Annotated in this window: 20 protein-coding genes; 11 read left to right on the top strand and 9 right to left on the bottom strand. The window is 60.0% G+C overall.

From position 1 onward, the window contains the following. Window positions 1-19 precede the first annotated feature (19 nt). Entirely contained in the window at window positions 20-586 is a 567-nt protein-coding gene (locus AC1RKH_RS24295) for a GNAT family N-acetyltransferase (RefSeq protein WP_493063903.1), read from the top strand. 928 nt (window positions 587-1,514) lie between these two features. Here the strand turns inward: AC1RKH_RS24295 and gbca are convergent. Continuing rightward, the gene (gene gbca / locus AC1RKH_RS24290) at window positions 1,515-2,810 is read right to left on the bottom strand and encodes a glycine betaine monooxygenase oxygenase subunit (protein ID WP_123426514.1); all 1,296 of its coding nucleotides are present in this window, start codon (window positions 2,808-2,810) and stop codon (window positions 1,515-1,517) included. A 283-nt stretch (window positions 2,811-3,093) separates the two neighbouring features. Here gbca and gbcB point away from each other — a divergent pair, with 283 nt between their 5' ends. Continuing rightward, entirely contained in the window at window positions 3,094-4,194 is a 1,101-nt protein-coding gene (gene gbcB, locus AC1RKH_RS24285) for a glycine betaine monooxygenase reductase subunit (protein WP_123426516.1), read from the top strand. A gap of 172 nt (window positions 4,195-4,366) precedes the next feature. Here gbcB and AC1RKH_RS24280 read toward each other — a convergent pair whose 3' ends face one another. Both AC1RKH_RS24280 and AC1RKH_RS24275 read right to left on the bottom strand, forming a co-directional pair. Next, the gene (locus AC1RKH_RS24280) at window positions 4,367-4,900 is read right to left on the bottom strand and encodes an REP-associated tyrosine transposase (protein WP_493063904.1); all 534 of its coding nucleotides are present in this window, start codon (window positions 4,898-4,900) and stop codon (window positions 4,367-4,369) included. 156 nt (window positions 4,901-5,056) lie between these two features. Continuing rightward, on the bottom strand, window positions 5,057-6,097 hold the full coding sequence (locus AC1RKH_RS24275; RefSeq protein WP_493063905.1) for a threonine aldolase family protein: 1,041 nt from the start codon (window positions 6,095-6,097) through the stop codon (window positions 5,057-5,059). 334 nt (window positions 6,098-6,431) lie between these two features. On the opposite strand from AC1RKH_RS24275, the gene glyA reads away from it, so the two are divergent. The 7 genes from glyA to fdhA all read left to right on the top strand — a co-directional run bounded on the left by glyA (window position 6,432) and on the right by fdhA (window position 15,537). After that, a complete protein-coding gene (glyA, locus tag AC1RKH_RS24270) occupies window positions 6,432-7,685 on the top strand; it encodes a serine hydroxymethyltransferase (RefSeq protein WP_493063906.1) in 1,254 nt (417 codons plus the stop codon). A gap of 23 nt (window positions 7,686-7,708) precedes the next feature. After that, window positions 7,709-8,959: a sarcosine oxidase subunit beta gene (locus tag AC1RKH_RS24265; RefSeq protein WP_071553033.1), complete on the top strand. Its 1,251-nt coding sequence runs from the start codon at window positions 7,709-7,711 to the stop codon at window positions 8,957-8,959. A 14-nt stretch (window positions 8,960-8,973) separates the two neighbouring features. After that, window positions 8,974-9,303, top strand: a complete 330-nt coding sequence (locus AC1RKH_RS24260; RefSeq protein WP_123426519.1) for a sarcosine oxidase subunit delta — start codon at window positions 8,974-8,976, stop codon at window positions 9,301-9,303. Next, window positions 9,300-12,317 carry a sarcosine oxidase subunit alpha gene (locus AC1RKH_RS24255; protein ID WP_493063907.1) on the top strand — a complete coding sequence of 1,006 codons (3,018 nt, stop codon included), beginning with the start codon at window positions 9,300-9,302 and terminating at the stop codon, window positions 12,315-12,317. The genes AC1RKH_RS24260 and AC1RKH_RS24255 overlap by 4 nt, the downstream gene beginning before the upstream one ends. Before the next feature lie 199 nt (window positions 12,318-12,516). Next, complete coding sequence (locus tag AC1RKH_RS24250) at window positions 12,517-13,149, top strand: sarcosine oxidase subunit gamma (RefSeq protein WP_019693990.1); 633 nt, start codon at window positions 12,517-12,519, stop codon at window positions 13,147-13,149. Between the two features lie 150 nt (window positions 13,150-13,299). Continuing rightward, complete coding sequence (gene purU, locus AC1RKH_RS24245; RefSeq protein WP_493063908.1) at window positions 13,300-14,157, top strand: formyltetrahydrofolate deformylase; 858 nt, start codon at window positions 13,300-13,302, stop codon at window positions 14,155-14,157. A 180-nt stretch (window positions 14,158-14,337) separates the two neighbouring features. Then, window positions 14,338-15,537, top strand: a complete 1,200-nt coding sequence (gene fdhA, locus AC1RKH_RS24240) for a formaldehyde dehydrogenase, glutathione-independent (RefSeq protein ID WP_123426522.1) — start codon at window positions 14,338-14,340, stop codon at window positions 15,535-15,537. A gap of 177 nt (window positions 15,538-15,714) precedes the next feature. Here the strand turns inward: fdhA and AC1RKH_RS24235 are convergent, their stop codons facing one another. Genes AC1RKH_RS24235 through AC1RKH_RS24225 form a run of 3 tightly spaced genes read right to left on the bottom strand, consistent with a single transcriptional unit; the run spans window position 15,715 to window position 17,666 of the window. Further along, window positions 15,715-16,389, bottom strand: coding sequence for an anti-sigma factor (locus tag AC1RKH_RS24235; RefSeq protein WP_493063909.1), 675 nt, complete (start codon window positions 16,387-16,389; stop codon window positions 15,715-15,717). After that, window positions 16,386-17,018, bottom strand: a complete 633-nt coding sequence (locus tag AC1RKH_RS24230) for a sigma-70 family RNA polymerase sigma factor (RefSeq protein ID WP_493063910.1) — start codon at window positions 17,016-17,018, stop codon at window positions 16,386-16,388. Before AC1RKH_RS24230 ends, AC1RKH_RS24235 begins: the two co-directional genes overlap by 4 nt. Before the next feature lie 54 nt (window positions 17,019-17,072). Then, window positions 17,073-17,666 carry a fasciclin domain-containing protein gene (locus AC1RKH_RS24225; protein ID WP_493063911.1) on the bottom strand — a complete coding sequence of 198 codons (594 nt, stop codon included), beginning with the start codon at window positions 17,664-17,666 and terminating at the stop codon, window positions 17,073-17,075. Window positions 17,667-17,889: 223 nt separating this feature from the next. Between AC1RKH_RS24225 and AC1RKH_RS24220 the strand changes: the two genes are divergently transcribed. Then, a complete protein-coding gene (locus AC1RKH_RS24220; protein ID WP_493063912.1) occupies window positions 17,890-18,453 on the top strand; it encodes a DUF2780 domain-containing protein in 564 nt (187 codons plus the stop codon). Here AC1RKH_RS24220 and yihG read toward each other — a convergent pair. Then, a complete protein-coding gene (gene yihG / locus AC1RKH_RS24215; protein ID WP_493063913.1) occupies window positions 18,412-19,341 on the bottom strand; it encodes a 1-acylglycerol-3-phosphate O-acyltransferase, YihG family in 930 nt (309 codons plus the stop codon). The two genes, AC1RKH_RS24220 and yihG, sit on opposite strands and share 42 nt — an antisense overlap. Window positions 19,342-19,593: 252 nt before the next feature. Between yihG and rloA2 the strand changes: the two genes are divergently transcribed. Beyond that, complete coding sequence (rloA2, locus tag AC1RKH_RS24210) at window positions 19,594-20,097, top strand: retropepsin-like aspartic peptidase RloA2 (RefSeq protein WP_123426529.1); 504 nt, start codon at window positions 19,594-19,596, stop codon at window positions 20,095-20,097. 20 nt (window positions 20,098-20,117) lie between these two features. Here the strand turns inward: rloA2 and AC1RKH_RS24205 are convergent, their stop codons facing one another. Together AC1RKH_RS24205 and AC1RKH_RS24200 are read right to left on the bottom strand one after the other, a co-directional pair. Then, window positions 20,118-20,747 carry a glutathione S-transferase N-terminal domain-containing protein gene (locus AC1RKH_RS24205; RefSeq protein WP_493063914.1) on the bottom strand — a complete coding sequence of 210 codons (630 nt, stop codon included), beginning with the start codon at window positions 20,745-20,747 and terminating at the stop codon, window positions 20,118-20,120. A gap of 199 nt (window positions 20,748-20,946) precedes the next feature. Further along, entirely contained in the window at window positions 20,947-23,361 is a 2,415-nt protein-coding gene (locus tag AC1RKH_RS24200; RefSeq protein ID WP_493063915.1) for a TonB-dependent siderophore receptor, read from the bottom strand. Window positions 23,362-23,487 lie beyond the last annotated feature (126 nt).

Below are 23,487 nucleotides of genomic sequence, written 5' to 3'. Positions count from 1 at the left end.
GTCCTGTGGAGCCCGGTAAATGGCAGTTGAATTTCGTTCGGCCCTGCGCACGGATGCGCGGGAGATTGCTCGCTTGTTTCAGATTTCATCAGAAGGTACCGCGGATTACATCTGGAGCCAACTGGCGCAGCCCGGCCAGGACCTGCTGGATGCCGGTGCCAGTCGCTACGCCCGTGAAGACGTCGATTTCTCCTATCAAAACTGCGTGATCGCGCAGGCGGAGGGGAAGGTCATTGGCATGCTGCACAGCTACGCGATGCGATACGATCCGCTGGCAGCTCCGGTCACCGATCCGGTCCTGGCGCCGTATGCCAGGATGGAAATCCCCGACACCCTCTATATTTCGAGCCTGGCGCTGCATGAAGGCTGGCGCAATCAGGGCCTGGGCCAACAATTCCTCGCCTACGCTTACGACCGTGCCAACCAGCTGGGGCTCAATGGCTTGAGCCTGATCGACTATGCGGCGAACACCGGCGCCCGTCGGTTTTATGAGCGACATGGTTTCCGTGTCGTCGATACCTGCCAGATCACACCCCACCCGATGATTCGGGTCACGGGTGAAGCCTATTTGATGTATCGGCCTTAAGCATAAGAAAATCCCTGTGGGAGCGAGCTTGCTCGCGAAGAGGCCATCAAATTCAACGATGATGTTGACTGACAGACCTCTTTCGTCGGATCGCCGCCCGGAGCAAGCTCGCTCCCACAGTTGTTATGCAGTTACCCACAATCCCTGTTAGCGCTTCTGTGGATAACATGTTCACCCCTCGCTGCACCCCATGCACATCAAGCCCTGTAAGCCTTTGTACGAAAAACGACCAGCCTGACTCGTTGTTTTTTCGAGCTTTTTTCAGTGGATAAGGGAATCGCTGGTTCACGACTTGCCCCCAATCTCTGTTGGCGCTTCTGTGGATAAGATGTTCGCTGTCCGCTGTAAGCCATACAGATCGGGGCTTTCAAGCTTCTGGTTAATAACTGACCAGATGCCAGGTTTTGCCGTTCTTTTGTCGCTCAAACCCGCGAAATATGCAGCCTGGACGCGGTTTTCCACAAAGCAGGGTCGGTGCTGTGGAGTTGCCCCCAAAGTCTGTTGGCGCTTCTGTGGATAAGGTGTTCGCGATCCGCTGCAAGCTATACGAACCGTGGCTTACAGGGTTCTGATCAAAAAACGCTCAATCGCTGCCGGAAACCCTGCTTCTGGATAAGTCACGGATTTTCTTCAGTTTCTGTGGAGAAAGTTTGTCGAGAATTCACACTTGTCCCCATTAGCTGTGGGTGGAGGTGTGGATAACTTGTTCGCGGAAGGCTGCACGCCACGTCCCTTATAGGCTGGAACGCAATAGATCATATTTCGTACAGTTCTAAGTTTTGGGGGAGAGTATCGAGGGGAGGGATGTGGTGACAGGTAGGCCGCCATCGCGAGCAAGCTCGCTCCCACATTGATTGATGTTGTTCGCAGCATTTGTGAACACCACCAATCCCCTGTGGGAGCGAGCCTGCTCGCGATGCTTTTGCTCTTAACCGTGAACCGGCACGCCCTTGAGGTAAGGCGCAGGCTCGGCCCCCAGGTTGCTCAGCAGACGCTCGCTGTACCAATCGACGAAGTTCACTACGCCGAACTCGTAAGTCTTGGAGTACGGGCCTGGCTGATACGCCGTGGAGTTGATCCCGCGCTGGTTCTCTTCGGCCAGACGACGGTCCTCGTTGTTGGTGGCATCCCAGACTTCACGCATGCGGTCGACGTCGTAATCCACACCTTCGACCGCGTCCTTGTGCACCAGCCATTTGGTGGTGACCATGGTTTCCTGCGCGCTGATCGGCCACACGGTGAACACAATGATGTGATCGCCCATGCAGTGGTTCCACGAGTGCGGCAGGTGCAGGATGCGCATCGAGCCCAGGTCCGGGTTCTGGATCCGGCCCATGAGTTTCTTGCAGGCTTGCTTGCCGTCCAGGGTCATCGACACGGTGCCCTTGAGCAGTGGCATGCGCACGATGCGGTTACGCAGGCCGAAGCTTGCGTGTGCGTAAGGAATCTTCTCGGCTTCCCAGGCAGCGGCAGAGGCGGCTACGTGGTCCTTGAACGCCTGGTCGGCACGTGGGTCGGTGACGTCGTCCCATTCCAGCAGGGTTTTCAGCAGTGCCGGGTGCGACGCGTTGCAGTGGTAGCACTCGCGGTTGTTTTCCAGCACCAGTTTCCAGTTGGCCTGTTCCACCAGGGTGGTTTGCACCGCCACCTTGGTGTTTTCCATGTCGTACGGTTCCATGTAATGGTTCAGTGTCGACAGGAAGTCATCGATGGCCGGCGGGTTTTCCGCGAGGCTGATAAAGATGTAGCCACCAGCGGTCTTCACGTGGACCGGTTTCAGGCCGTACTGCTTCATGTCGAAGTCGTCACCCATCTCGCTGCCGGCGAACAGCAGACGACCGTCAAGCTCGTAGGTCCATTGGTGGTAGTGGCAGACCAGTTTGGCGACTTTGCCTTTTTCGCTGGTGCACAGACGTGAACCACGGTGGCGGCAGACGTTATGGAAGGCATGAACCACGCCTTCTGCGCCGCGAATCACGATGATCGGGTTCTTGCCGATCTGCAGGGTCAGGTAGTTGCCCTTGGTCGGGATTTCGCAGGTCATGCCGGCGATCAGCCACTCTTTCTGGAAGATCTCCTGCATGTCGATATCAAACAACCGCTCATCAGAGTAGAACGGCTGTGGCAGCGAGAACGTACGCTCGCGCTCTTGCAGCATCTGCGCGGTGGCCTTGCGTGCGGGTTCCAGTGGATCGCCCAAGCTCAGGGTAGTGGTGACGTCCATCGTTTAAGTCCTCATGGCCATCTGTGTGGCCGGCGAATAGTGGCTAATCAGGGTTGCTACGCAAGGCAGAAAACAGCGTTTATCTGTTGAAGCGAGTGTGGGGCCGTCGCAGGCCAGAACCTTATCCATGGGCGACATGGCCCAATCTGTTCCCGACGCGCAACCCCCGGTGGTTGTGGGCTGGTCGCGATAAGCATGTGAATGTCGCAGATAGGTAAATGGGCAATCTGCGCTATACGCAGAATCGGCAACATGAGGCCGACAGTCGGCCGTGGAGATCAGCATGTCCAATAGTTTCCTGAACCCAGTAACCACCCAGACCTGGGCCAATGGTCGGCACATTGTCCGTTGCGTCAAAGTCATCCAGGAAACCTGGGACGTGCGGACCTTCTGCTTCATGGCCGACCAGCCGATCATGTTCTTCTTCAAACCGGGGCAGTTCGTCACCCTGGAGCTGGAAATCGACGGCGTGCCGATCATGCGCTCGTACACCATTTCCAGCTCGCCGTCGGTGCCTTACAGCTTTTCGGTGACCATCAAGCGCGTACCGGGCGGCAAGGTTTCCAACTGGTTGCACGACACCCTGCACGAAGGCCAGGAGCTGGCGGTGCACGGGCCGGTCGGGCTGTTCAACGCCATGGATTTCACCGCACCGAAAGTGCTCTATCTCAGCGGTGGCGTCGGGATCACGCCGGTCATGTCCATGGCCCGCTGGTTCTACGACACCAACGGCAACGTCGACATGGTGTTTATCCACAGCGCCCGTTCGCCGAAAGACATCATCTATCACCGCGAGCTGGAGCACATGGCGTCGCGGATCGATAACTTCAGCCTGCACCTGATCTGCGAGAAGCATGGTCTGGGTGAGCCCTGGGCCGGTTATCGCGGTTACCTGAACCACAAAATGCTGGAATTGATGGCGCCGGACTTCCTTGAGCGCGAAGTGTTCTGCTGCGGCCCGACGCCTTACATGCACGCGGTCAAACGCCTGCTGGAAGCCGCTGGTTTCGACATGACGCGGTATCACGAGGAATCCTTCGGTGCTACACCGCCCGAGGCCCGCGCTGATGCGGTGGAGCAAGCCGAACAAGCGGCCGATGCGCCGGAAATCGACGTGGCGGATCTGCATCAGGTGGAATTCACCGCGTCCGGCAAAAGCATCCGCGTGGCGCCGGGCGAAACCGTTCACGCCGCTGCAGCCAAGCTTGGCCTGCTGATTCCGAAAGCCTGCGGTATGGGGATCTGCGGGACGTGCAAGGTAATGAAGCTGGGTGGCGAGGTCGAGATGGAGCACAACGGCGGGATCACCGAAGAAGACGAAGCCGAGGGTTACATCCTGTCGTGCTGCAGCGTGCCGAAAGGGGATGTGCGGATCGAGTTTTAACCCGTTACTCCGGGGGAAGGGACGCAGAGCGTCCCTGGCTTCATTCCCACGCAGAGCGTGGGAATGAGCGTGCACGGGCCCCCAACCATGATCTCGTTCCCGCGCTCCGCGTGGGAATGCCTCTCGGGACGCTCCGCGTTCCTGCCTCGCCGCCGTCGTCCAGGCGTACGCTTCAATACCAGCGCTGAATCTCGATAAGCCCTTCCATCCCTGCATAGTTCCGAGCACTTGAGTACCGCCAGTGCTCTGCCAAATCCACATATCCACGCTTCACCGGGTTGTGATGGATGTAATCCAGTTTTTGTCGCATTACTGCTTCGCTATAGACCAACTCGGCGTGAGAACCTTCCTGCCATAGCTGATAAACCCGATCGTGCTTATGGGCGCGCTTGCTGAAGCGCAGGCGTTGCAGGGCTCGTTCTGCGCCTTTGCTTTGCAGATCGTCGATGATTTGTCGGGCGGTGAAGGACTTGAACTGGCTGAGGCATTTGCTCAAGTTCGGAGCCTCGGCCACGAAGTGCAGATGGTTTTCCAGTATGACGTAGCCATACAGCTGCAAGCTCTGATGGGATTGTTGATAGCGCCAGCAATTGAGCAGGTGATCGACAATGTAGGGCCGGATGAATAACGGGAGCCACTCCATGATTGTGCAGGTCAGGAAGTGAGGTTGGTCGGGCTCGGTGATGGAGTAGCGGCTTCGGCCCATGGAATTCATCCGTGAATCTTGTGGCGCGGCCTGGACGCGAAGCGTCCGGGGATGCATTCCCACGCAGAGCGTGGGAACGATCATTTTGCGGGGAGTGAGGCGGTGGCGCTAGAAGACGGGCGCGGAGAAATGGGTGGGAAATGTCCGCGTGGAAGATCAGGCGCTCATCACTTCCCGAATATCCGCCGCCAATTCCCGCACCCGCTCTACCTCGGTATCCCACGAGCACATGAAGCGGGCGCCGCCTTTGCCGATGAAGGTGTAGAAACGCCAGCTCTTGGCGGTCAGTGCCGCGACGGCCGATTCCGAGAGCTGCAGGAACACGCCGTTGGCCTGCACCGGGAACATCAGTTCAACCCCTGGAATGTCGCTCACCAGCTCAGCCAGCAACTGTGCGCAGTAGTTGGCGTGGCGGGCGTGTTTGAGCCAGGCGTCGTTTTCCAGCAGGCCGACCCACGGTGCCGAGAGAAAACGCATTTTCGAAGCCAGTTGCCCGGCCTGTTTGCAGCGGTAGTCGAAGTCTTCAGCGAGTTTCTGATTGAAGAACAGAATCGCCTCTCCCACCGCCATGCCGTTTTTCGTCCCGCCGAAGCACAACACGTCAACGCCGGCTTTCCAGGTCAGGTCGGCGGGCGAGCAATTGAGGAACGCGCAGGCGTTGGAGAAGCGCGCGCCGTCCATGTGCAGGTTCAGGCCCAGCTCTTTGCAGGTGGCGCTGATGGCGCGGATTTCTTCCGGGGTGTAGATGCTGCCGACTTCGGTCGCCTGGGTCAGGGTCACGACGCGCGGTTTCGGGTAGTGAATGTCCTGGCGCTTGAGGGCGATTTCGCGGATCGATTCCGAGGTCAGCTTGCCGTTTTCAGTGCGTGCGATCAGCAGCTTGGAGCCGTTGGAGAAGAACTCCGGCGCGCCGCATTCGTCGGTTTCGACGTGGGCGGTTTCCGAGCAGATTACGCTGTGGTAGCTCTGGCATAGCGACGACAGCGCCAGCGAGTTGGCCGCGGTGCCGTTGAAGGCAAAGAACACTTCGCAGTCGGTTTCGAACAGTTTGCGGAAATCGTCCGAGGCGCGCGCAGTCCACTCATCGTCGCCATAGGCGCGTTGGTGGCCTTGATTGGCCTGCTCCATGGCGGCCCAGGCTTCCGGGCAGATGCCGGAATAGTTGTCGCTGGCGAATTGTTGGCTCTTGTCGGTCATGGCCGGCTCCGTGGTCGATGATGGTGCGCACTGTACCCAAGATGGGCGGGGGAGCACACGCGATGTGTCTGTCAGAAAAATACAAAGACGTTAGGCAATTATGCACATGTCCACGCGCGACGTTGTGTTGAACCTGCGCAGGCGCTGCCGAGTGTGTCGCGAGCGCCGGTCAGTGGTCGCTCTTTGGGCGTATGTCGTAAACGCACCTTTGCGTGGCGTCCATAGGCATTTGACCTGTCTGCGCCGGCCATACCATCGCATCCAAAGGGCACTGCCGAAAGGTACGTGCCTCACCGAGACGAAAGGCGCACAAGCCGCCGCTGGGAGAGACGCGATGTTCAGCAAGCAAGACCAGATCAAGGGTTACGACGATGCACTGCTGGCGGCGATGAATGCCGAAGAGCTGCGCCAGGAAGATCACATCGAGCTGATCGCGTCAGAGAACTACACCAGCAAGCGTGTCATGGAAGCGCAAGGCAGTGGCCTGACCAACAAATACGCCGAAGGCTATCCGGGCAAGCGCTACTACGGTGGCTGCGAGCACGTCGACAAAGTTGAAGCGCTGGCCATCGAACGCGCCAAACTGCTGTTCGGCGCCGATTACGCCAACGTCCAGCCGCACTCCGGCTCGTCGGCCAACAGCGCCGTTTACCTGGCCCTGCTGCAAGCCGGCGACACCATTCTTGGCATGAGCCTGGCCCATGGCGGTCACCTGACCCACGGCGCCAAGGTGTCGTCTTCGGGCAAGCTGTACAACGCCGTGCAGTACGGCATCGACACCAAAACCGGCCTGATCGACTACGACGAAGTCGAGCGTCTGGCCGTCGAATGCAAGCCGAAGATGATCGTCGCCGGCTTCTCGGCTTACTCCAAGACTCTGGACTTCCCACGTTTCCGTCAGATCGCCGACAAGGTGGGTGCGCTGCTGTTCGTCGACATGGCGCACGTTGCCGGTCTGGTCGCTGCCGGCCTGTACCCGAACCCGCTGCCGTATGCCGACGTGGTGACCACCACCACCCACAAGACCCTGCGCGGTCCGCGTGGCGGCCTGATCCTGGCCAAGGCTAACGAAGAAATCGAGAAAAAGCTCAACGCGGCAGTCTTCCCCGGTGCCCAGGGCGGCCCGCTGATGCACGTGATCGCCGGTAAGGCGGTGTGCTTCAAGGAAGCGCTGGAGCCTGGTTTCAAGGTTTATCAGCAACAAGTGATCGACAACGCACAAGCGATGGCCAGCGTTTTTATCAAACGTGGCTACGATGTAGTGTCCGGCGGCACTGACAACCACCTGTTCCTGGTGAGCCTGATCCGTCAGGGCCTGACCGGTAAAGAGGCCGACGCCGCCTTGGGTCGTGCCCACATCACCGTGAACAAGAACGCCGTACCGAACGATCCACAATCGCCGTTTGTCACCTCGGGCCTGCGTATCGGCACCCCGGCGGTCACCACTCGCGGCTTTAAGGTTACCCAGTGCGTTGAACTGGCCGGCTGGATCTGCGACATCCTCGACAACCTCGGCGACGCCGATGTCGAGGCCAATGTTGCCAAGCATGTGGCAGCCCTGTGCGCGGACTTCCCGGTTTATCGCTGAGCGCGGTTTTGGAGTAAATGACTATGCAACGCTACTCAGGCTTCGGCCTCTTCAAACACTCCCTCAGCCACCACGAAAACTGGCAGCGGATGTGGCGCACGCCGACTCCGAAAAAAGTCTACGACGTAGTCATCGTCGGCGGCGGCGGGCATGGTCTGGCGACCGCCTACTACCTGGCCAAGGAACACGGCATCACTAACGTGGCCGTGGTCGAAAAAGGCTGGCTGGGCGGCGGTAACACCGCGCGCAACACTACCATTGTGCGTTCCAACTACCTGTGGGACGAGTCGGCGCACCTGTACGAACACGCGATGAAACTCTGGGAAGGCCTGTCCCAGGACCTGAACTACAACGTGATGTTCTCCCAGCGTGGCGTCTACAACCTGTGCCACACCCTGCAGGACATTCGTGATTCCGAGCGTCGGGTCAGCGCCAACCGCCTCAATGGCGTCGATGGCGAACTGCTCACCGCTCAACAAGTGGCTGACGAGATTCCGTACCTCGACTGCTCGAAAAACACTCGCTACCCGGTGATGGGCGCTACCGTTCAGCGTCGCGGCGGCGTGGCTCGTCACGATGCCGTGGCCTGGGGCTTTGCCCGTGCGGCCGATGCCTTGGGCGTGGACCTGATCCAGCAGACCGAAGTGATCGGTTTCCGCAAGGAAAACGGCGTGTGCATCGGTGTCGAAACCAACAAGGGCTTCATTGGCGCCAAGCGCGTCGGTGTAGTCACCGCTGGCAACTCCGGGCACATGGCCAAACTGGCTGGTTTCCGTCTGCCGATCGAATCGCACCCACTGCAAGCGCTGGTGTCCGAGCCGATCAAGCCGATTATCGACAGCGTGATCATGTCCAACGCCGTGCACGGTTACATCAGCCAGTCCGACAAGGGCGACCTGGTAATCGGCGCCGGTATCGACGGCTACAACGGCTACGGCCAGCGCGGTTCGTACCCGGTGATCGAGCACACCATTCAGGCCATCGTCGAGATGTTCCCGGTCTTGTCCCGCGTACGCATGAACCGTCAGTGGGGCGGCATCGTCGACACCACGCCGGATGCGTGCCCGATCATTTCCAAAACTCCGGTGCCGAACATGTTCTTCAACTGCGGTTGGGGTACCGGTGGTTTCAAAGCGACACCGGGCTCGGGCAACGTGTTTGCCGCCAGCCTGGCCAAGGGTGAAATGCACCCGTTGGCGGCACCTTTCTCCATCGACCGTTTCCACAACGGTGCGCTGATCGACGAACACGGCGCTGCTGCAGTCGCCCACTAACAGGAGAAATCCCTATGTTGCATATCTTCTGTCCTCACTGCGGCGAGCTGCGCTCCGAAGAGGAATTCCACGCATCCGGCCAGGCGCATATCCCGCGCCCACTGGACCCGAACACCTGCACCGACGAGGAGTGGGGCGACTACATGTTCTTCCGCGATAACCCTCGCGGGTTGCACCACGAGCTGTGGGATCACGTCGCCGGTTGCCGTCAGTATTTCAACGTCACCCGTGACACCGTGACCTACGAGATTCTCGAAACCTACAAGATCGGCACCAAGCCACAGTTCACCGACAAGACTGAAAGTCCGAAAGCGGCCGCGCAGGCTCTGGGAGCGAAGGTATGAGCCAGATCAATCGCCTGTCCAACGGTGGACGGATCGACCGCAACAAAGTCCTGAGCTTCAGCTTCAACGGCCAGATCTACAAAGGTTTTGAGGGTGACTCCCTGGCCGCTGCACTGCTGGCCAACGGCGTCGACATCATCGGTCGCAGCTTCAAGTATTCGCGTCCTCGCGGGATCTTCGCCGCCGGTGCCGAAGAACCGAACGCGGTGCTGCAGATCGGTGCCACCGAAGCCACGCAAATTCCTAACGTACGCGCCACCCAACAGGCGCTGTACCAGGGTCTCGTTGCCACCAGCACCAACGGCTGGCCGAGCGTGAACAACGACATGATGGGGATTCTCGGCAAGGTCGGCGGCAAGCTGATGCCACCGGGTTTCTACTACAAAACCTTCATGTACCCGCAATCGTTCTGGATGACCTACGAGAAGTACATTCGTAAGGCCGCAGGTCTTGGTCGTTCGCCGACCGAAAACGATCCGGACACCTACGACTACATGAACCAGCACTGCGACGTGTTGATCGTCGGCGGTGGCCCGGCCGGTCTGGCGGCTGCCCTGGCGGCTGCGCGCAGCGGTGCCCGAGTGATTCTGGCCGATGAGCAGGAAGAGTTCGGCGGCAGCCTGCTCGATACCCGTGAAAGCCTCGACGGCAAGCCGGCGACCGAATGGGTGGCCAGCGTGATCGCTGAACTCAAAGGCTTGCCGGACGTGCTGCTGTTGCCTCGTGCGACCGTCAACGGTTACCACGACCACAACTTCCTGACCATTCACGAACGCCTCACCGATCACCTCGGCGACCGCGCACCGATTGGCCAGGTTCGTCAGCGTATCCACCGGGTTCGCGCCAAGCGTGTAGTACTGGCAACCGGCGCTCACGAGCGTCCGCTGGTCTATGGCAATAACGACGTGCCGGGCAACATGCTCGCCGGTGCAGTCTCGACTTACGTGCGCCGTTACGGCGTCGCGCCGGGCAAAAAACTGGTGCTGTCGACCAACAACGATCACGCCTACCGCGTGGCGCTGGACTGGCTCGACGCCAGCCTGCAAGTGGTGGCCATCGCCGATGCGCGGAGTAATCCTCGCGGTGCGCTGGTAGAAGAAGCACGGGCCAAAGGTATCCGTATTCTGACCGGCAGTGCAGTTATCGAAGCGCGCGGCAGCAAGCGCGTAACCGCCGCTCGTGTTGCAGCGATCGACGTTAAAGCACACACCGTCACCAGCCCTGGCGAATGGCTTGAATGCGATCTGGTTGCCAGCTCCGGCGGCTACAGCCCGGTGGTTCACCTGGCGTCGCACTTGGGCGGCAAACCGATCTGGCGTGAAGACATCCTCGGTTTCATCCCGGGCGAAGCACCGCAAAAGCGCGTATGCGTCGGCGGCATCAATGGCGTCTACAGCCTCGGCGATTCCCTGGCCGACGGTTTTGAAGGCGGCGTGCGCGCTGCCAGCGAAGCCGGCTTCAAAGCGGTCGAAGGCGTCCTGCCAAAAGCCCTGAGCCGTCTGGAAGAGCCGACCCTGGCGCTGTTCCAGGTGCCGCACGAAAAGGCCACCGCACGGGCGCCGAAGCAATTCGTCGACCTGCAGAACGATGTCACCGCTGCCGCCATCGAACTGGCGACCCGCGAGGGCTTCGAGTCGGTCGAGCACGTCAAGCGCTACACCGCGCTGGGCTTCGGCACTGACCAGGGCAAGCTCGGCAACGTCAACGGTCTGGCCATTGCCGCCCGTTCGCTGAACGTGACCATCCCGCAGATGGGCACCACCATGTTCCGCCCGAACTACACGCCGGTGACTTTCGGTGCGGTAGCCGGTCGTCACTGTGGACACATCTTCGAGCCAGTGCGCTACACCGCGCTGCACGCCTGGCACGTGAAAAACGGCGCCGAGTTCGAAGACGTCGGTCAGTGGAAACGTCCTTGGTACTTCCCGAAAAACGGTGAAGACCTGCATGCCGCGGTGAAACGCGAATGCCTGGCCGTGCGTGAAAGCGTAGGTCTGCTGGATGCCTCGACACTCGGCAAGATCGACATTCAAGGTCCGGATGCGCGTGAGTTCCTCAACCGCGTCTACACCAACGCCTGGACCAAGCTCGATGTGGGCAAGGCTCGTTACGGCCTGATGTGTAAAGAAGACGGGATGGTTTTCGATGACGGCGTCACCGCATGCCTCGCCGACAACCACTTCGTGATGACCACCACCACCGGCGGCGCTGCACGCGTGCTGCAATGGCTGGAAATCTATCACCAGACCGAATGGCCAGACCTGAAGGTGTACTTCACCTCGGTCACCGACCACTGGGCGACCATGACCCTGTCCGGGCCGAACAGCCGCAAGCTGCTCAGCGAAGTCACCGACATCGACCTGGACAGGGACGGCTTCCCGTTCATGACCTGGAAAGAAGGTTTGGTGGGCGGTGTGCCGGCGCGGGTGTTCCGGATCTCGTTTACCGGTGAGCTGTCGTACGAAGTCAACGTGCAGGCCGACTACGCCATGGGCGTCCTGGAAAAAATCGTCGAGGCTGGCAAGAAGTACAACCTGACGCCGTACGGCACTGAAACCATGCACGTCCTGCGGGCCGAGAAGGGTTTCATCATCGTCGGCCAGGACACTGACAGCTCGATGACCCCGGACGACCTGAACATGGGCTGGTGCGTCGGTCGCACTAAACCGTTCTCGTGGATCGGCTGGCGTGGCATGAACCGTGAAGACTGTGTGCGTGATCAGCGCAAACAGTTGGTTGGCCTGAAGCCTATCGATCCGACCAAATGGCTGCCGGAAGGTGCGCAACTGGTGTTCAACACCAAGCAAGCGATCCCGATGAGCATGGTCGGTCACGTGACCTCCAGCTACGCCCACAACTCCCTCGGCTATTCGTTTGCCATGGGTGTGGTCAAAGGCGGCTTGAAGCGCCTCGGCGAGCGCGTGTTCGCGCCGTTGGCCGACGGCAGCGTGATCGAAGCGGAAATCGTTTCTTCGGTGTTCTTCGATCCGAAAGGCGATCGCCAGAACATTTGATGGCCTCGGGTCCTGTGGGGTGGCAGCTGAACCGCGTTGACTGCATCGCGAGCAGGCTCGCTCCCACAGGATCGAAGTCACCAAGGGAATTTGAGTCAGGCATCAATCAATGTGGGAGCGGGCTTGCTCGCGAAGACGGCAGTCCAGTCACCACAAGGGTCGAGACCAACCGCACAACAGAATTGAAGACAGGTGCTTTATGACCACAGCCAACGTTTACCAACAGCGCCCAACCACTGGGGCAAAGGCCGAGTCGTCGCTGCACCACGCGGGCCTGCAAAGCCTGGTGGGCAAGGGCCGTAAAAACGCCGGTGTCACCGTGCGTGAGAAAAAACTCCTGGGTCACCTGACCATTCGTGGCGATGCCCACAACCCGGCATTCGCCGCTGGCGTGCACAAGGCCCTGGGCCTGGAACTGCCAGTCGCCCTGACCGTGGTCGCCAAAGGCGAAACCAGCCTGCAATGGATGGGCCCGGACGAGTGGCTGCTGATCGTGCCGAGCGGTGAAGAATTCGCCGCCGAGAAAAAACTGCGCGAAGCGCTGGGCGATCTGCACATCTCCATCGTCAACGTCAGCGGCGGTCAGCAGATTCTTGAACTGAGCGGCCCGAAAGTCCGCGAAGTGCTGATGAAGTCCACCAGCTACGACGTGCACCCCAACAATTTTCCGGTGGGCAAAGCGGTGGGCACGGTGTTCGCCAAGTCGCAACTGGTGATCCGCCATACCGCTGAAGACACCTGGGAACTGCTGATCCGCCGCAGCTTCTCGGATTACTGGTGGCTGTGGTTGCAGGATGCCGCGGCTGAGTATGGCCTTAGCGTTCAGGCTTGATCTGTGGCGAGGGAGCTTGCTCCCGCTGGGCTGCACAGCAGCCCCAAAGTCATCTATAGCGTTCTGTCAGTGAGATCGCATCCGTAGATTTACGACTGCTACGCAGCCGAGCGGGAGCAAGCTCCCTCGCCACACAGGAGTCACCGCATTATGAGCCGCGCCCCAGATACATGGATTTTGACCGCCGATTGCCCAAGCGTTTTGGGCACGGTGGATGCGGTGACCCGTTTTCTGTTCGAACAGGGTTGCTACGTCACCGAGCACCACTCCTTCGATGATCGGCTTTCGGGCCGCTTCTTCATTCGTGTGGAGTTCCGTCAGCCCGACGCCTTCGACGAACAGGCGTTTCGCGCAGGTCTGACCGAACGGACCGACGCGTTCGGCATGGTTTTCGAACTGACGCCGCCGCACCACCGGCCAAAAGTGGTGATCATGGTCTCCAAGGCCGATCACTGCCTCAACGACTTGCTCTATCGCCAGCGCATCGGCCAATTGTCGATGGACGTGGTGGCGGTGGTGTCCAACCACCCGGACCTCAAGCCGCTGGCCGACTGGCACGGGATTCCCTATTACCACTTCCCGCTCGACCCGAACGACAAACCCGCGCAAGAGCGGCAAGTCTGGCAGGTGATCGAAGAGTCCGGTGCAGAGCTGGTGGTGCTTGCGCGCTACATGCAAGTGCTGTCGCCGGAGCTGTGCCGCAAGCTCGACGGTAAAGCGATCAATATCCATCACTCGTTGCTGCCCGGTTTCAAAGGCGCCAAGCCGTATCACCAGGCCTACAACAAGGGCGTGAAACTGGTGGGCGCCACGGCGCACTACATCAACAACGACCTCGACGAAGGCCCGATCATTGCCCAAGGCGTGGAAGCGGTGGATCACAGCCATTACCCCGAAGATTTGATCGCCAAAGGGCGTGACATCGAAGGCCAGACATTGGCCCGGGCGGTTGGGTATCACATTGAGCGAAGGGTATTCCTCAACGCGAACCGTACCGTCGTTCTTTAGATCGCCATCGCGAGCAGGCTCGCTCCCACAGGGGAATGCGGTCAAATGTGGGAGCGAGCCTGCTCGCGATGGCGGCATAACAAACAACACAAAGCACACAGGCAATAAACCCGAGCAATCAACGCGCCGCCGATCCCTGGCGACGCGACCGCTACATAAAAACAACAGCGAGGTGAAAGCATGTCTGGTAATCGTGGTGTGGTGTATCTCGGCAATGGCCAGGTCGAAGTACAGAAAATCGACTATCCCAAAATGCAGGACCCGCGCGGCAGGAAGATCGAGCACGGTGTCATCCTGCGTGTGGTATCCACCAATATCTGTGGTTCCGACCAGCACATGGTGCGTGGCCGTACCACGGCCCAGACCGGTCTGGTGCTGGGTCACGAGATCACCGGTGAAGTGATCGAGAAGGGCAGTGATGTCGAGAACCTGAAGATCGGTGATCTGGTATCCGTGCCGTTCAACGTTGCTTGCGGGCGCTGCCGTTCCTGCAAAGAGATGCACACCGGTGTCTGCCTGAGCGTTAACCCGGCGCGTCCGGGTGGTGCCTATGGTTATGTCGACATGGGTGACTGGACCGGCGGCCAGGCCGAATACGCGATGGTGCCGTATGCCGACTTCAACTTGCTGAAACTGCCGGATCGCGACCGGGCCATGGAAAAAATCCGTGACCTGACCTGCCTCTCGGACATTCTGCCGACTGGTTACCACGGCGCTGTCACTGCGGGTGTTGGCCCGGGTAGCACTGTTTACATTGCTGGCGCTGGCCCGGTTGGCTTGGCAGCTGCCGCTTCCGCTCGTCTGCTGGGCGCGGCGGTGGTGATCATCGGTGACGTCAACCCGATCCGTCTGGCGCACGCCAAGGCTCAGGGTTTTGAAATCGCCGACCTGTCGACAGACACCCCGCTGCACGAACAGATCGCCGCGTTGTTGGGCGAGCCAGAAGTGGATTGCGCCGTCGATGCCGTGGGCTTCGAAGCCCGTGGTCACGGCCATGACGGCGTGAAACACGAAGCACCGGCTACCGTACTCAACTCGCTGATGGGCGTGGTTCGCGTTGCCGGCAAAATCGGTATCCCTGGCCTGTACGTAACTGAAGATCCGGGTGCAGTCGATGCGGCCGCGAAAATGGGCAGCCTGAGCATCCGCTTCGGTCTGGGCTGGGCCAAATCCCACAGCTTCCACACCGGCCAGACTCCGGTGATGAAGTACAACCGCCAGCTGATGCAGGCGATCATGTGGGACCGCATCAAGATTGCCGACATCGTGGGTGTTGAGGTCATCAGCCTCGACGACGCGCCACGTGGTTACGGCGAGTTCGATGCCGGTGTACCGAAGAAGTTTGTGATCGACCCGCACAAGTTGTTCAGCGCGGCGTAAGGCTTGGAGCAAGACGGAAAAAAGGGCGACAGTGATGTCGCCCTTTTTTGCATGCATGACAGCGCATCCCTTGTGGGAGCGAGCCCGCTCGCGATAGCAGTGGGTCAGTCGACACTCATGTTGAATGAGCTACCGCCATCGCGAGCAGGCTCGCTCCCACAGGTTTTGTACCTTGATTCAGAGTCCCGCCAACGCCCCTTGATACAACACCGGCCCGGTCGGTTGCCCGGTCGGCGAACCGCCTTCGGGCTCCAGGCTGACTGCCAGTGCTATCGGTTTACCCAGCAGCGCATGCTGTTCGTCGCTCAATGCGACCCGACCTTTACCGCCCGACGGGATCACGCCCAGGGAGATCGGTTTGCCATCCGCTGGAACTGCCCACAATTCGAGGCTGTGTCCGGGATCGACGGCGGCCAGGGTCAACGGTTCGATTTGCAGATAATCGTCGTGAGCCTTGATCCTCAGGGCAGGCTGCGCGCTGGCGCTGAGCAAGGTTGCGCTGTACTGGGCGCTGTCGCGGTTGTAGAGAATACCCAAAGTCACCGCCACCAGTAGCGAGCAGACCGCGACTGTCACGCGCAGCCAGTTCCAGAACGGACGTTTGGCCGGCACGTGCAATTCTTGCGGCTCAATCCGGGCATTGATGGCGGCCCACACCCGATCGGGTACGGGCACTTCGACCAACGGTTCGTTGAGGCTGGTCAGGCTTTCCTGCCACTTGGCCAGTTCAATGCGCAGTTCGGCGTCATCCAGCAGCAGCTGTTCGAAGCGTCGGCGAGCGGCGGCGGGCATCAGGCCAATGGCGTAGTCGGCGGCGAGGGCACGGCGCAGGCGTCTGTTTTGATAGTTCATGATTCAAGGCACCTGCGCAGGCGCTCCATGCCACGGCGAATCCAGGATTTTACCGAGCCCAGGGGCGCCGCCAGGTGGTCGGCCAGTTCAGCGCAGGACAAGCCCTGAAAGTAGGCCACGGTGATCGATTGACGCTGCATGCCTTCGAGGGTGTCCAGGCAGCGCTTCAGCGCGCGGGCTTCACGGTCGCTGCTGAGTAACTCTTGAGCCGAGGGCGCTTCGTCGACCAGCGCCTGTTCTTCCGGTTCGCTGAGGCGCCGGTCGCGGTGTTTGCGTAACTGGTCGATGGCCTGATTACGGGTGATGTTGATCATCCAGGTCATCGGTGCCGACAAATGCGCTTGGTAACGCGAGGCGTTGTTCCAGATGCGCACGAAGCTTTCCTGCAGCACTTCTTCAGCCAGGTCGCTGCGCCCCATGAAGCGCAGCGCCACGCCGTGCAGGCGCGGTGCAACACTGCGGTAGAGCGTCTCGAATGCACGGCGGTCGCCCAGTGAACATTGGGCGAGTAGTTGTCTGAGCGGTTCGGTGTCGGCGGTGGAAATGACCGTTCTCCAGATAATGTCGGTCGGCATGCGGCGCCGGTTGCAGGCAGAGGTTAGTTCACGGTGCGCAGTTGTTCCATTCACGGCGACAGACCTCAGGGCAACGCCGGCCCTGATGCACAGGGCCGGCGTCAGTGCTTAGCTTTTCGGCATCAGCACTTTGTCGATGACTTGAATCACGCCGTTGGACTGGTACACGTCGTAGGTAGTGATGTCGGCAGTGGCGCCTTTTTCGTCCTTGAGGGTGATGTTGTGCGGGCCGTTCATCGTCACCCACAGCTTGCCGCCGCTGACGGTGGTGAGTTCGGCTTTACCGCCGCCGGCCTTGATCTGCTGGGCCAACGCCGCCATGTCGAGTTTCCCGGCGACCACGTGGTAGGTGAGGATGTGGCTCAGCGTGGCTTTGTTGGCGGGTTTGAGCAGGGTATCGACGGTGCCGGCGGGCAGGGCGGCGAACGCCGAGTTGACCGGTGCGAACACGGTGAACGGGCCCTTGCCCTTGAGAGTATCGACCAGACCAGCGGCTTTCACGGCGGCGACCAGGGTGGTGTGATCCGCCGAGTTCACGGCGTTATCGATGATGTCTTTGCTCGGCATCATGGCCTGACCGCCGACCATCACAGTGTCGTGGCTCATGTCTGCCGCTTGCACAGTGTTGAGGGCTAAACCGCAAGTCACGGCCAGGCTCAGCAGGCTGGCGATCAACGGGGTTTTAATCGTAGTGCGCTTCATGGTGATTGTCCTTGGTGAGGAATCGGCCAGGAATGTCTGTCCGTGCTTGATATACGCAGCCAGGCAAACAGTGGATGCAGCGCAGGAAAAATATTTCTGAATTGGATTTCAGACGATCGGTGCGGTGCACAATGGCCGGGAACAATTAGTGTCACGACCAGTCAAACGGCTGGTTTCCACCACCTGATTGCAGGTGGCTTTCAGGGTTCAGGAGTTAGTTTCGATGAAGATTTCACGCGGTTTTGCTTTGGCTTCGCTCATGACCCTGGCGACCAGCCCGGTCTTCGCCGCCGGCTTCAGTCTGAACGATGTGGCGGGTGCCGTGTCCGGCATGCAGGGCGGCGACAATACGGCTGCCGCAGCACCGACTTCACAAACAGCCGGCTTGCTGAGCGCGCTGAGTGCGCTGGACGTGACCCCGGAACAGGCCATCGGTGGCACGGGTGCCATGCTGGGTCTGGCAAAGAACCAGTTGAGCTCGACCGATTATTCACAGTTGACCAAAGACGCGCCGGGGCTGGGCATGCTGTCGGGTAACGGCGGTCTGGGTATGCTTGGCGGACTGCTCGGTGGTTCGTCCGGCAAGTCGTCGCCTCTGGACAGCGCCTTGGGCAACCTGGACAACGTGAAGAATACCGATGACCTGAACAGCGCCTTCAGCGCGCTGGGCATGGACGGCGGCATGATCGGCCAGTTTGCCCCGATCCTTCTGCAATACCTCGGTCAGCAGGGTGTCGGCGGTTCGCTACTCAATAGCCTCGGCGGGATTTGGGGCGCCGGCGGCTGATTCAGCCCGCTCGGCGCGCAACGCGTCGATGCGTGAGTCCTTCTCGGTCCAGAGCTGGTTGACCCAGTTCTGGACGCTCTGGCGAAACGCCGGATCGTTTTCGTAATCGCCCTGCCACAACGCCGGATCAAGTTCACGGGTCTTGATGTCGATGATCACCCGTGGCACCGCGCCGCTAATCAAATCCCAGAAGCCCGGAATCTTCGTCTGTGGATAAACCACGGTCACATCAAGCACCGCATCCAGCTGCTCACCCAACGCCGCCAAAACAAACGCCACGCCGCCCGCCTTGGGCTTGAGCAAATGCTTGAAGGGCGATTGCTGTTCGGTGCGTTTGACCGGGGTGAAGCGAGTGCCTTCCAGGTAATTGACCACGCTCACCGGTTGGCGCTTGAACAGCTCGCAGGCGGTTTTGGTGATCTCCAGATCCTTGCCGTGCAACTCCGGGTGCCGGGCCAGAAAGGCTTTGCTGTAGCGCTTCATGAACGGGTAATCCAGTGCCCACCAGGCCAGGCCCAGAAACGGCACCCAGATCAGCTCTTTCTTCAGGAAGAACTTGAAGAACGGCGTGCGCCGGTTGAGGGTCTGGATCAACGCCGGGATGTCGACCCAGGACAGGTGGTTGCTGATCACCAGATACGAGGTGTCGACCCGCAGGCCGTCACCGCCGCGAATGTCCCATTGCGTGGGGATGCACAGGGCGAAAATCAGCTTGTCGATCTCGGCCCAGGTTTCGGCAATCCACATCACCGCCGCGCTGGCGTAATCGCGAAAACGTCCGGGCAGGAGTAGTTTGAGCAGGGCAAACACCATCAGCGGACCAAACAGGACCAGGGTGTTGAGTAACAGTAGCAAGGTGACGAAACAGCCGGTGAGCAGGCGGCGCATAAATAACTCTTGGAAACGTTTGGGCGCGCAATGATAAGCAGCTTCGGCCCTGAGGCCAAATCCAGGTGGCTGACGAATGTTTCACTTGTCTCGGGGTATGTTCGTTTCCTTAAGATTTTGTTGACCCGCAAAAGATCGCAGCCTGCGGCAGCTCCTACAAGGTTGCGACCTTTTGATCTTCAACGATACCGAACGAATTCAAAGGCAACGGTCTAAAATTCCGCTGTCCCTCTTCCGAAGGAAAACCATTACGTGAAATCCGTCCTTGCACTGCTTTCCCTTCTGGCTCTGCCGGTCATGGCGGCCGAGCCGACCCTGTATGGCCGTTACGAATACATCAAGCTGCCGGAAATCGGTGGCCAGGTCCTCAAGGCCAAGATGGACACCGGTGCGCTGACGGCTTCCCTGTCGGCCAAGGACATCGAAACCTTCACCCGCGATGGCGAAGACTGGGTGCGCTTCCGCCTGGGCACCAAGGATGCGAGCAACAAGGTTTTCGAACACAAGATCTCGCGGATCAGCAAAATCAAAAGCCGCGCCGACGAAGACGACGAGAAGAATGTGGCCGATGTGGCGAAGCGTCCGGTGATTGATCTGGAACTGTGCCTGGGCAGCATCAAGCGCACGGTCGAGGTCAACCTGACCGACCGCAGCAGTTTCAATTACCCGCTGCTGATCGGTGCCAAGGCCTTGCGTGAGTTCGGTGCGGCGGTGAATCCGGCCAGACGCTTCGTCGCGGAAAAACCTGACTGCTGATTTGCGCGACTACCGCAAATTCAAACCGGTGGTTGAGTCGCGAGCATCGACGGCCGCAGGCAGACCTCGGCATACCAGGCGCTGAGTTGCGGGTTGGTCTTGCGCCATTCCAGGTCCGGGTGGCGGAAATCCAGATAACCCAAGGCGCAGGCAACGCTGATGGCGGCGACGTCGAAATGGCTGGTCAGCTCGGCGATGGCGTCGGCTTCCAGCACTGCCAAGGCACGGCGGATCTTCTCGCGCTGGGCATCGAGCCATTGGTCCCAGTGTTTCTCCGGGGCGCGCAGGGCGAGTTCGTAACGGATCGTCACCGAGGCGTCCATGATCCCGTCGGCCAGCGCGGCCAGGGTCAGGCGCCGCCAGCGTGCCGAGCCTTCGCGAGGGATCAGCGGGTTGCCGACATGTTGCTGGTCGAGGTAATCGAGGATCACCCGGCTGTCGTACAACACGTTACCGTCGGCCAGGCGCAGCGCCGGGATCTTGCCCAGCGGGTTGTCCTGGTTCAACGTGGTGTCCGGGCTGACCGGGGTCAGTTGGCTGTGTTGCAGCGTCACGCGGTCCAGTTGACCGGTTTCAAGCAGCAGCACCATCACTTTGCGCACGTAAGGCGAGGCTGGGTTGTGGAACAAGGTCATGCTGGGAGCGGACATGGACATTCCTCGGCGGTATTCAGGGAGCATGGGCAAGCGTTCTAGCCTAGTAAGTTCCGGCGCGGCTGGCGAGGGGTTTGATGGCGCCCATTAAATCGCCATCGCGGGCATGGCCTTCAATTCGGCCGTGTCGCCCAACAGGTGGTCGACTTCGTGATGGAAGATCAACGGCAGCATCAGATGAGTGAAGCGGTGGGGCTTACCACCTGTAGTTCACACTGGCGACCACGTTGCGTTGGTCGCCGTAGTAGCACCAGAACCCATCGCAGGTGGACAGGTAGTCCTTGTTGAAAATATTTTTCGCATCCACCGCCACGGTTGCGCCCTTGAGGCTGTTGCTAAGGCGTCCGAGGTCGTAATGCACCGAGGCGTCATATACGGTGTACGAACCCACATGCCCCAGATAGGTGTTGCTCTGATTGCCGTAGGTGTCGCCGACATAACGGGCGCCGGCACCGATACCGAAGCCATCGAGCACGCCGTTGTGCCAGGTGTAGTCGCCGCGCAAGGTCGCCTGATTGCGTGGTACCTGAGGCATGCGGTTGCCGTTGCCGTCACCCTTTAGGATTTCGGTGTCGGTATAGCTATAGGCGCCCACCAGCCTCAGGTTTTCGGTCACGTCGGAGGTGGCCTCCAATTCGAGGCCGCGGACTTTGATTCCGCCAATCTGGCTGGTGATGTCGTGTTCGGTGATCGAAACATTCTTCTGACGCAGGTCGTACACGGCGGCGGACAGCAGAGTTTGGGTGCCGGGCGGCTGGTACTTGAGGCCGGCTTCGTATTGCTTGCCCTGGGTCGGCTTCAGCGACTCGGTGGCCGACACATTGATGCCGGCGGAAGACTGGAACGACTCGGTGTAAGAGACATACGGTGTGAGGCCGTTATCGAACACATAGCTCAAGCCGACGTTGGCGCTGAAATGCTTGTCGCGCTGGGTGCTGCTGGTATCGGTCTGGTTGAAGTCGGTACCGGTATGGACCCAGTCCTCTCGTCCGCCGAGGGTCAGCCGCCAGTTGTCCAGGGCCATCTGATCCTGGGCGTACAGACCGGTCTGCCGGGTTTTCTGGTTGTAGTCGTACAGGGTCGAGTACAGAACCTTGGAGAAATCCTGGCCGTACACCGGGCGGTTGACGTTGGTGCTCGGAACGTTGACGTTGCCAATGAGCCACTGGTAGTTGGTGTCGGAGCGCTGGTGATCCAGACCTAGCAGCAAGGTGTGGCTCAGGACGCCGGTCTGGAAGTCGGCCTGGAAATTGTTATCCACGGCGAACTGGCCGATGTCTTCGTTGACGATACCAGTGCTGCGTTCCACGGTGCCATCGGGGCTCACCGTGTCGGTGCCGGGGGCAACACGATGAGCGGTCTGGAACGACAGGTCACTCTTGGTGTAACGCAGGTTCTGACGGAACTGCCAGACGTCGTTCAGGCGATGGTCGAAGGCATAACCAAGGGCGAAATAGGTGCGGTCGTAGAACTCCCAGTCCGGGTCACCGAGGTTCTTGTGGCGGGAAATCTTGCCGGCGGCGGAATCGATCTTGGTTCCTTGCAACGGCAGGAATTGCGTGGTGATTCCGGTGTCATCGCGGGTGTATTGCGAGATGAAGGTCAGGTGGGTGTCGTCGTCGATGTTCCAGGTCAGACTGGGCGCGATGTTGTAGCGTTTGTCCGGGGTGTGATCCACCGGCGTATTGCTGTCTCGCACCACACCGCTGACGCGATAGAGGAACTGGTCTTCGTCGTCGATCTTGCCGGTGCTGTCGAAGTTGATCTGTTTGTGTCTGTTGCTGCCGGTCTGAAATTCGACTTCGTTGGTGCTTTCGGCCTGAGGGCGACGGCTGACCATGTCGAGCATGCCTCCGGGCGGGGTCTGACCGTAAACCGACGATGCCGGGCCGCGCAACACGGTGATGCGTTCCAGGTTCCAGGGCTCGACCTTCGGATTGGCGTAGGAGCCTTTGGGCAGCGGCAGACCATCGAGGAACTGGGCGGGATCGAAACCGCGAATTCGCAGCCAGTCGGCGCGGGAATCGGAGCCATAGCCACTGCTGGTGACGCCGGCGGTATAGCGCAAGGCATCGTTGAGGCTGAGCACCGAGCGGTCATCCATTTGATTGCGGGTGATCACCGACATCGAGCGCGGTGCTTCAACAACCGGCGTATCGGTCTTGGTACCGGCCGCAGTGCGGGTGGCGACGTAGCCTTCAACCGGGCCCCAGGCGGTTTCGTATGCCTCTTGGCCCACGATGCTGGTGGTCGGCAGGGTCATCGCGCCCTCCGGGACAGCCACCAGACTGAAGGTGCCGGCGTTGCTCTGTTCCAGTTGCAGATCGGTACTGCTCAAGGCTTCACGAAGGGCTCCGACAGCGTCGAACTGACCGTTGACCGGAGCCGATGTCTTGCCATTTGCCAGGGATGGATTTAACGCCAACGCCAGACCAGCCTGACTGGCGATCTGGTTCAAGGTGCCGGCCAACGGGGCGGCCGGTAGATTGTAGGCGCGAACGTTGGACGCCTGTTCGGCAGCTATCAGTGCAGTGCTGGTCAGCGGGGCGCTGAGGGCAATGGCCACGGCCAACAGGCTGGGGCGCAACAAGGTGTCTAGCGAGCGGGACATACGGCGGCTCCTGAATGGAAATATTTCTCAGTTGCCTGGGTGCCGTATGAAAGTTGAAAAGTGATAGGTGCGGGTGAAAATTATTTCGAATCAGGGGGCGGGGGGCGAAAAGATCGCAGCCTGCGG

The sequence above is a fragment of the Pseudomonas sp. GW822-FHT06B12 genome (genome assembly GCF_058799675.1).
This window is presented reverse-complemented; position numbering and strand designations above follow the sequence as displayed.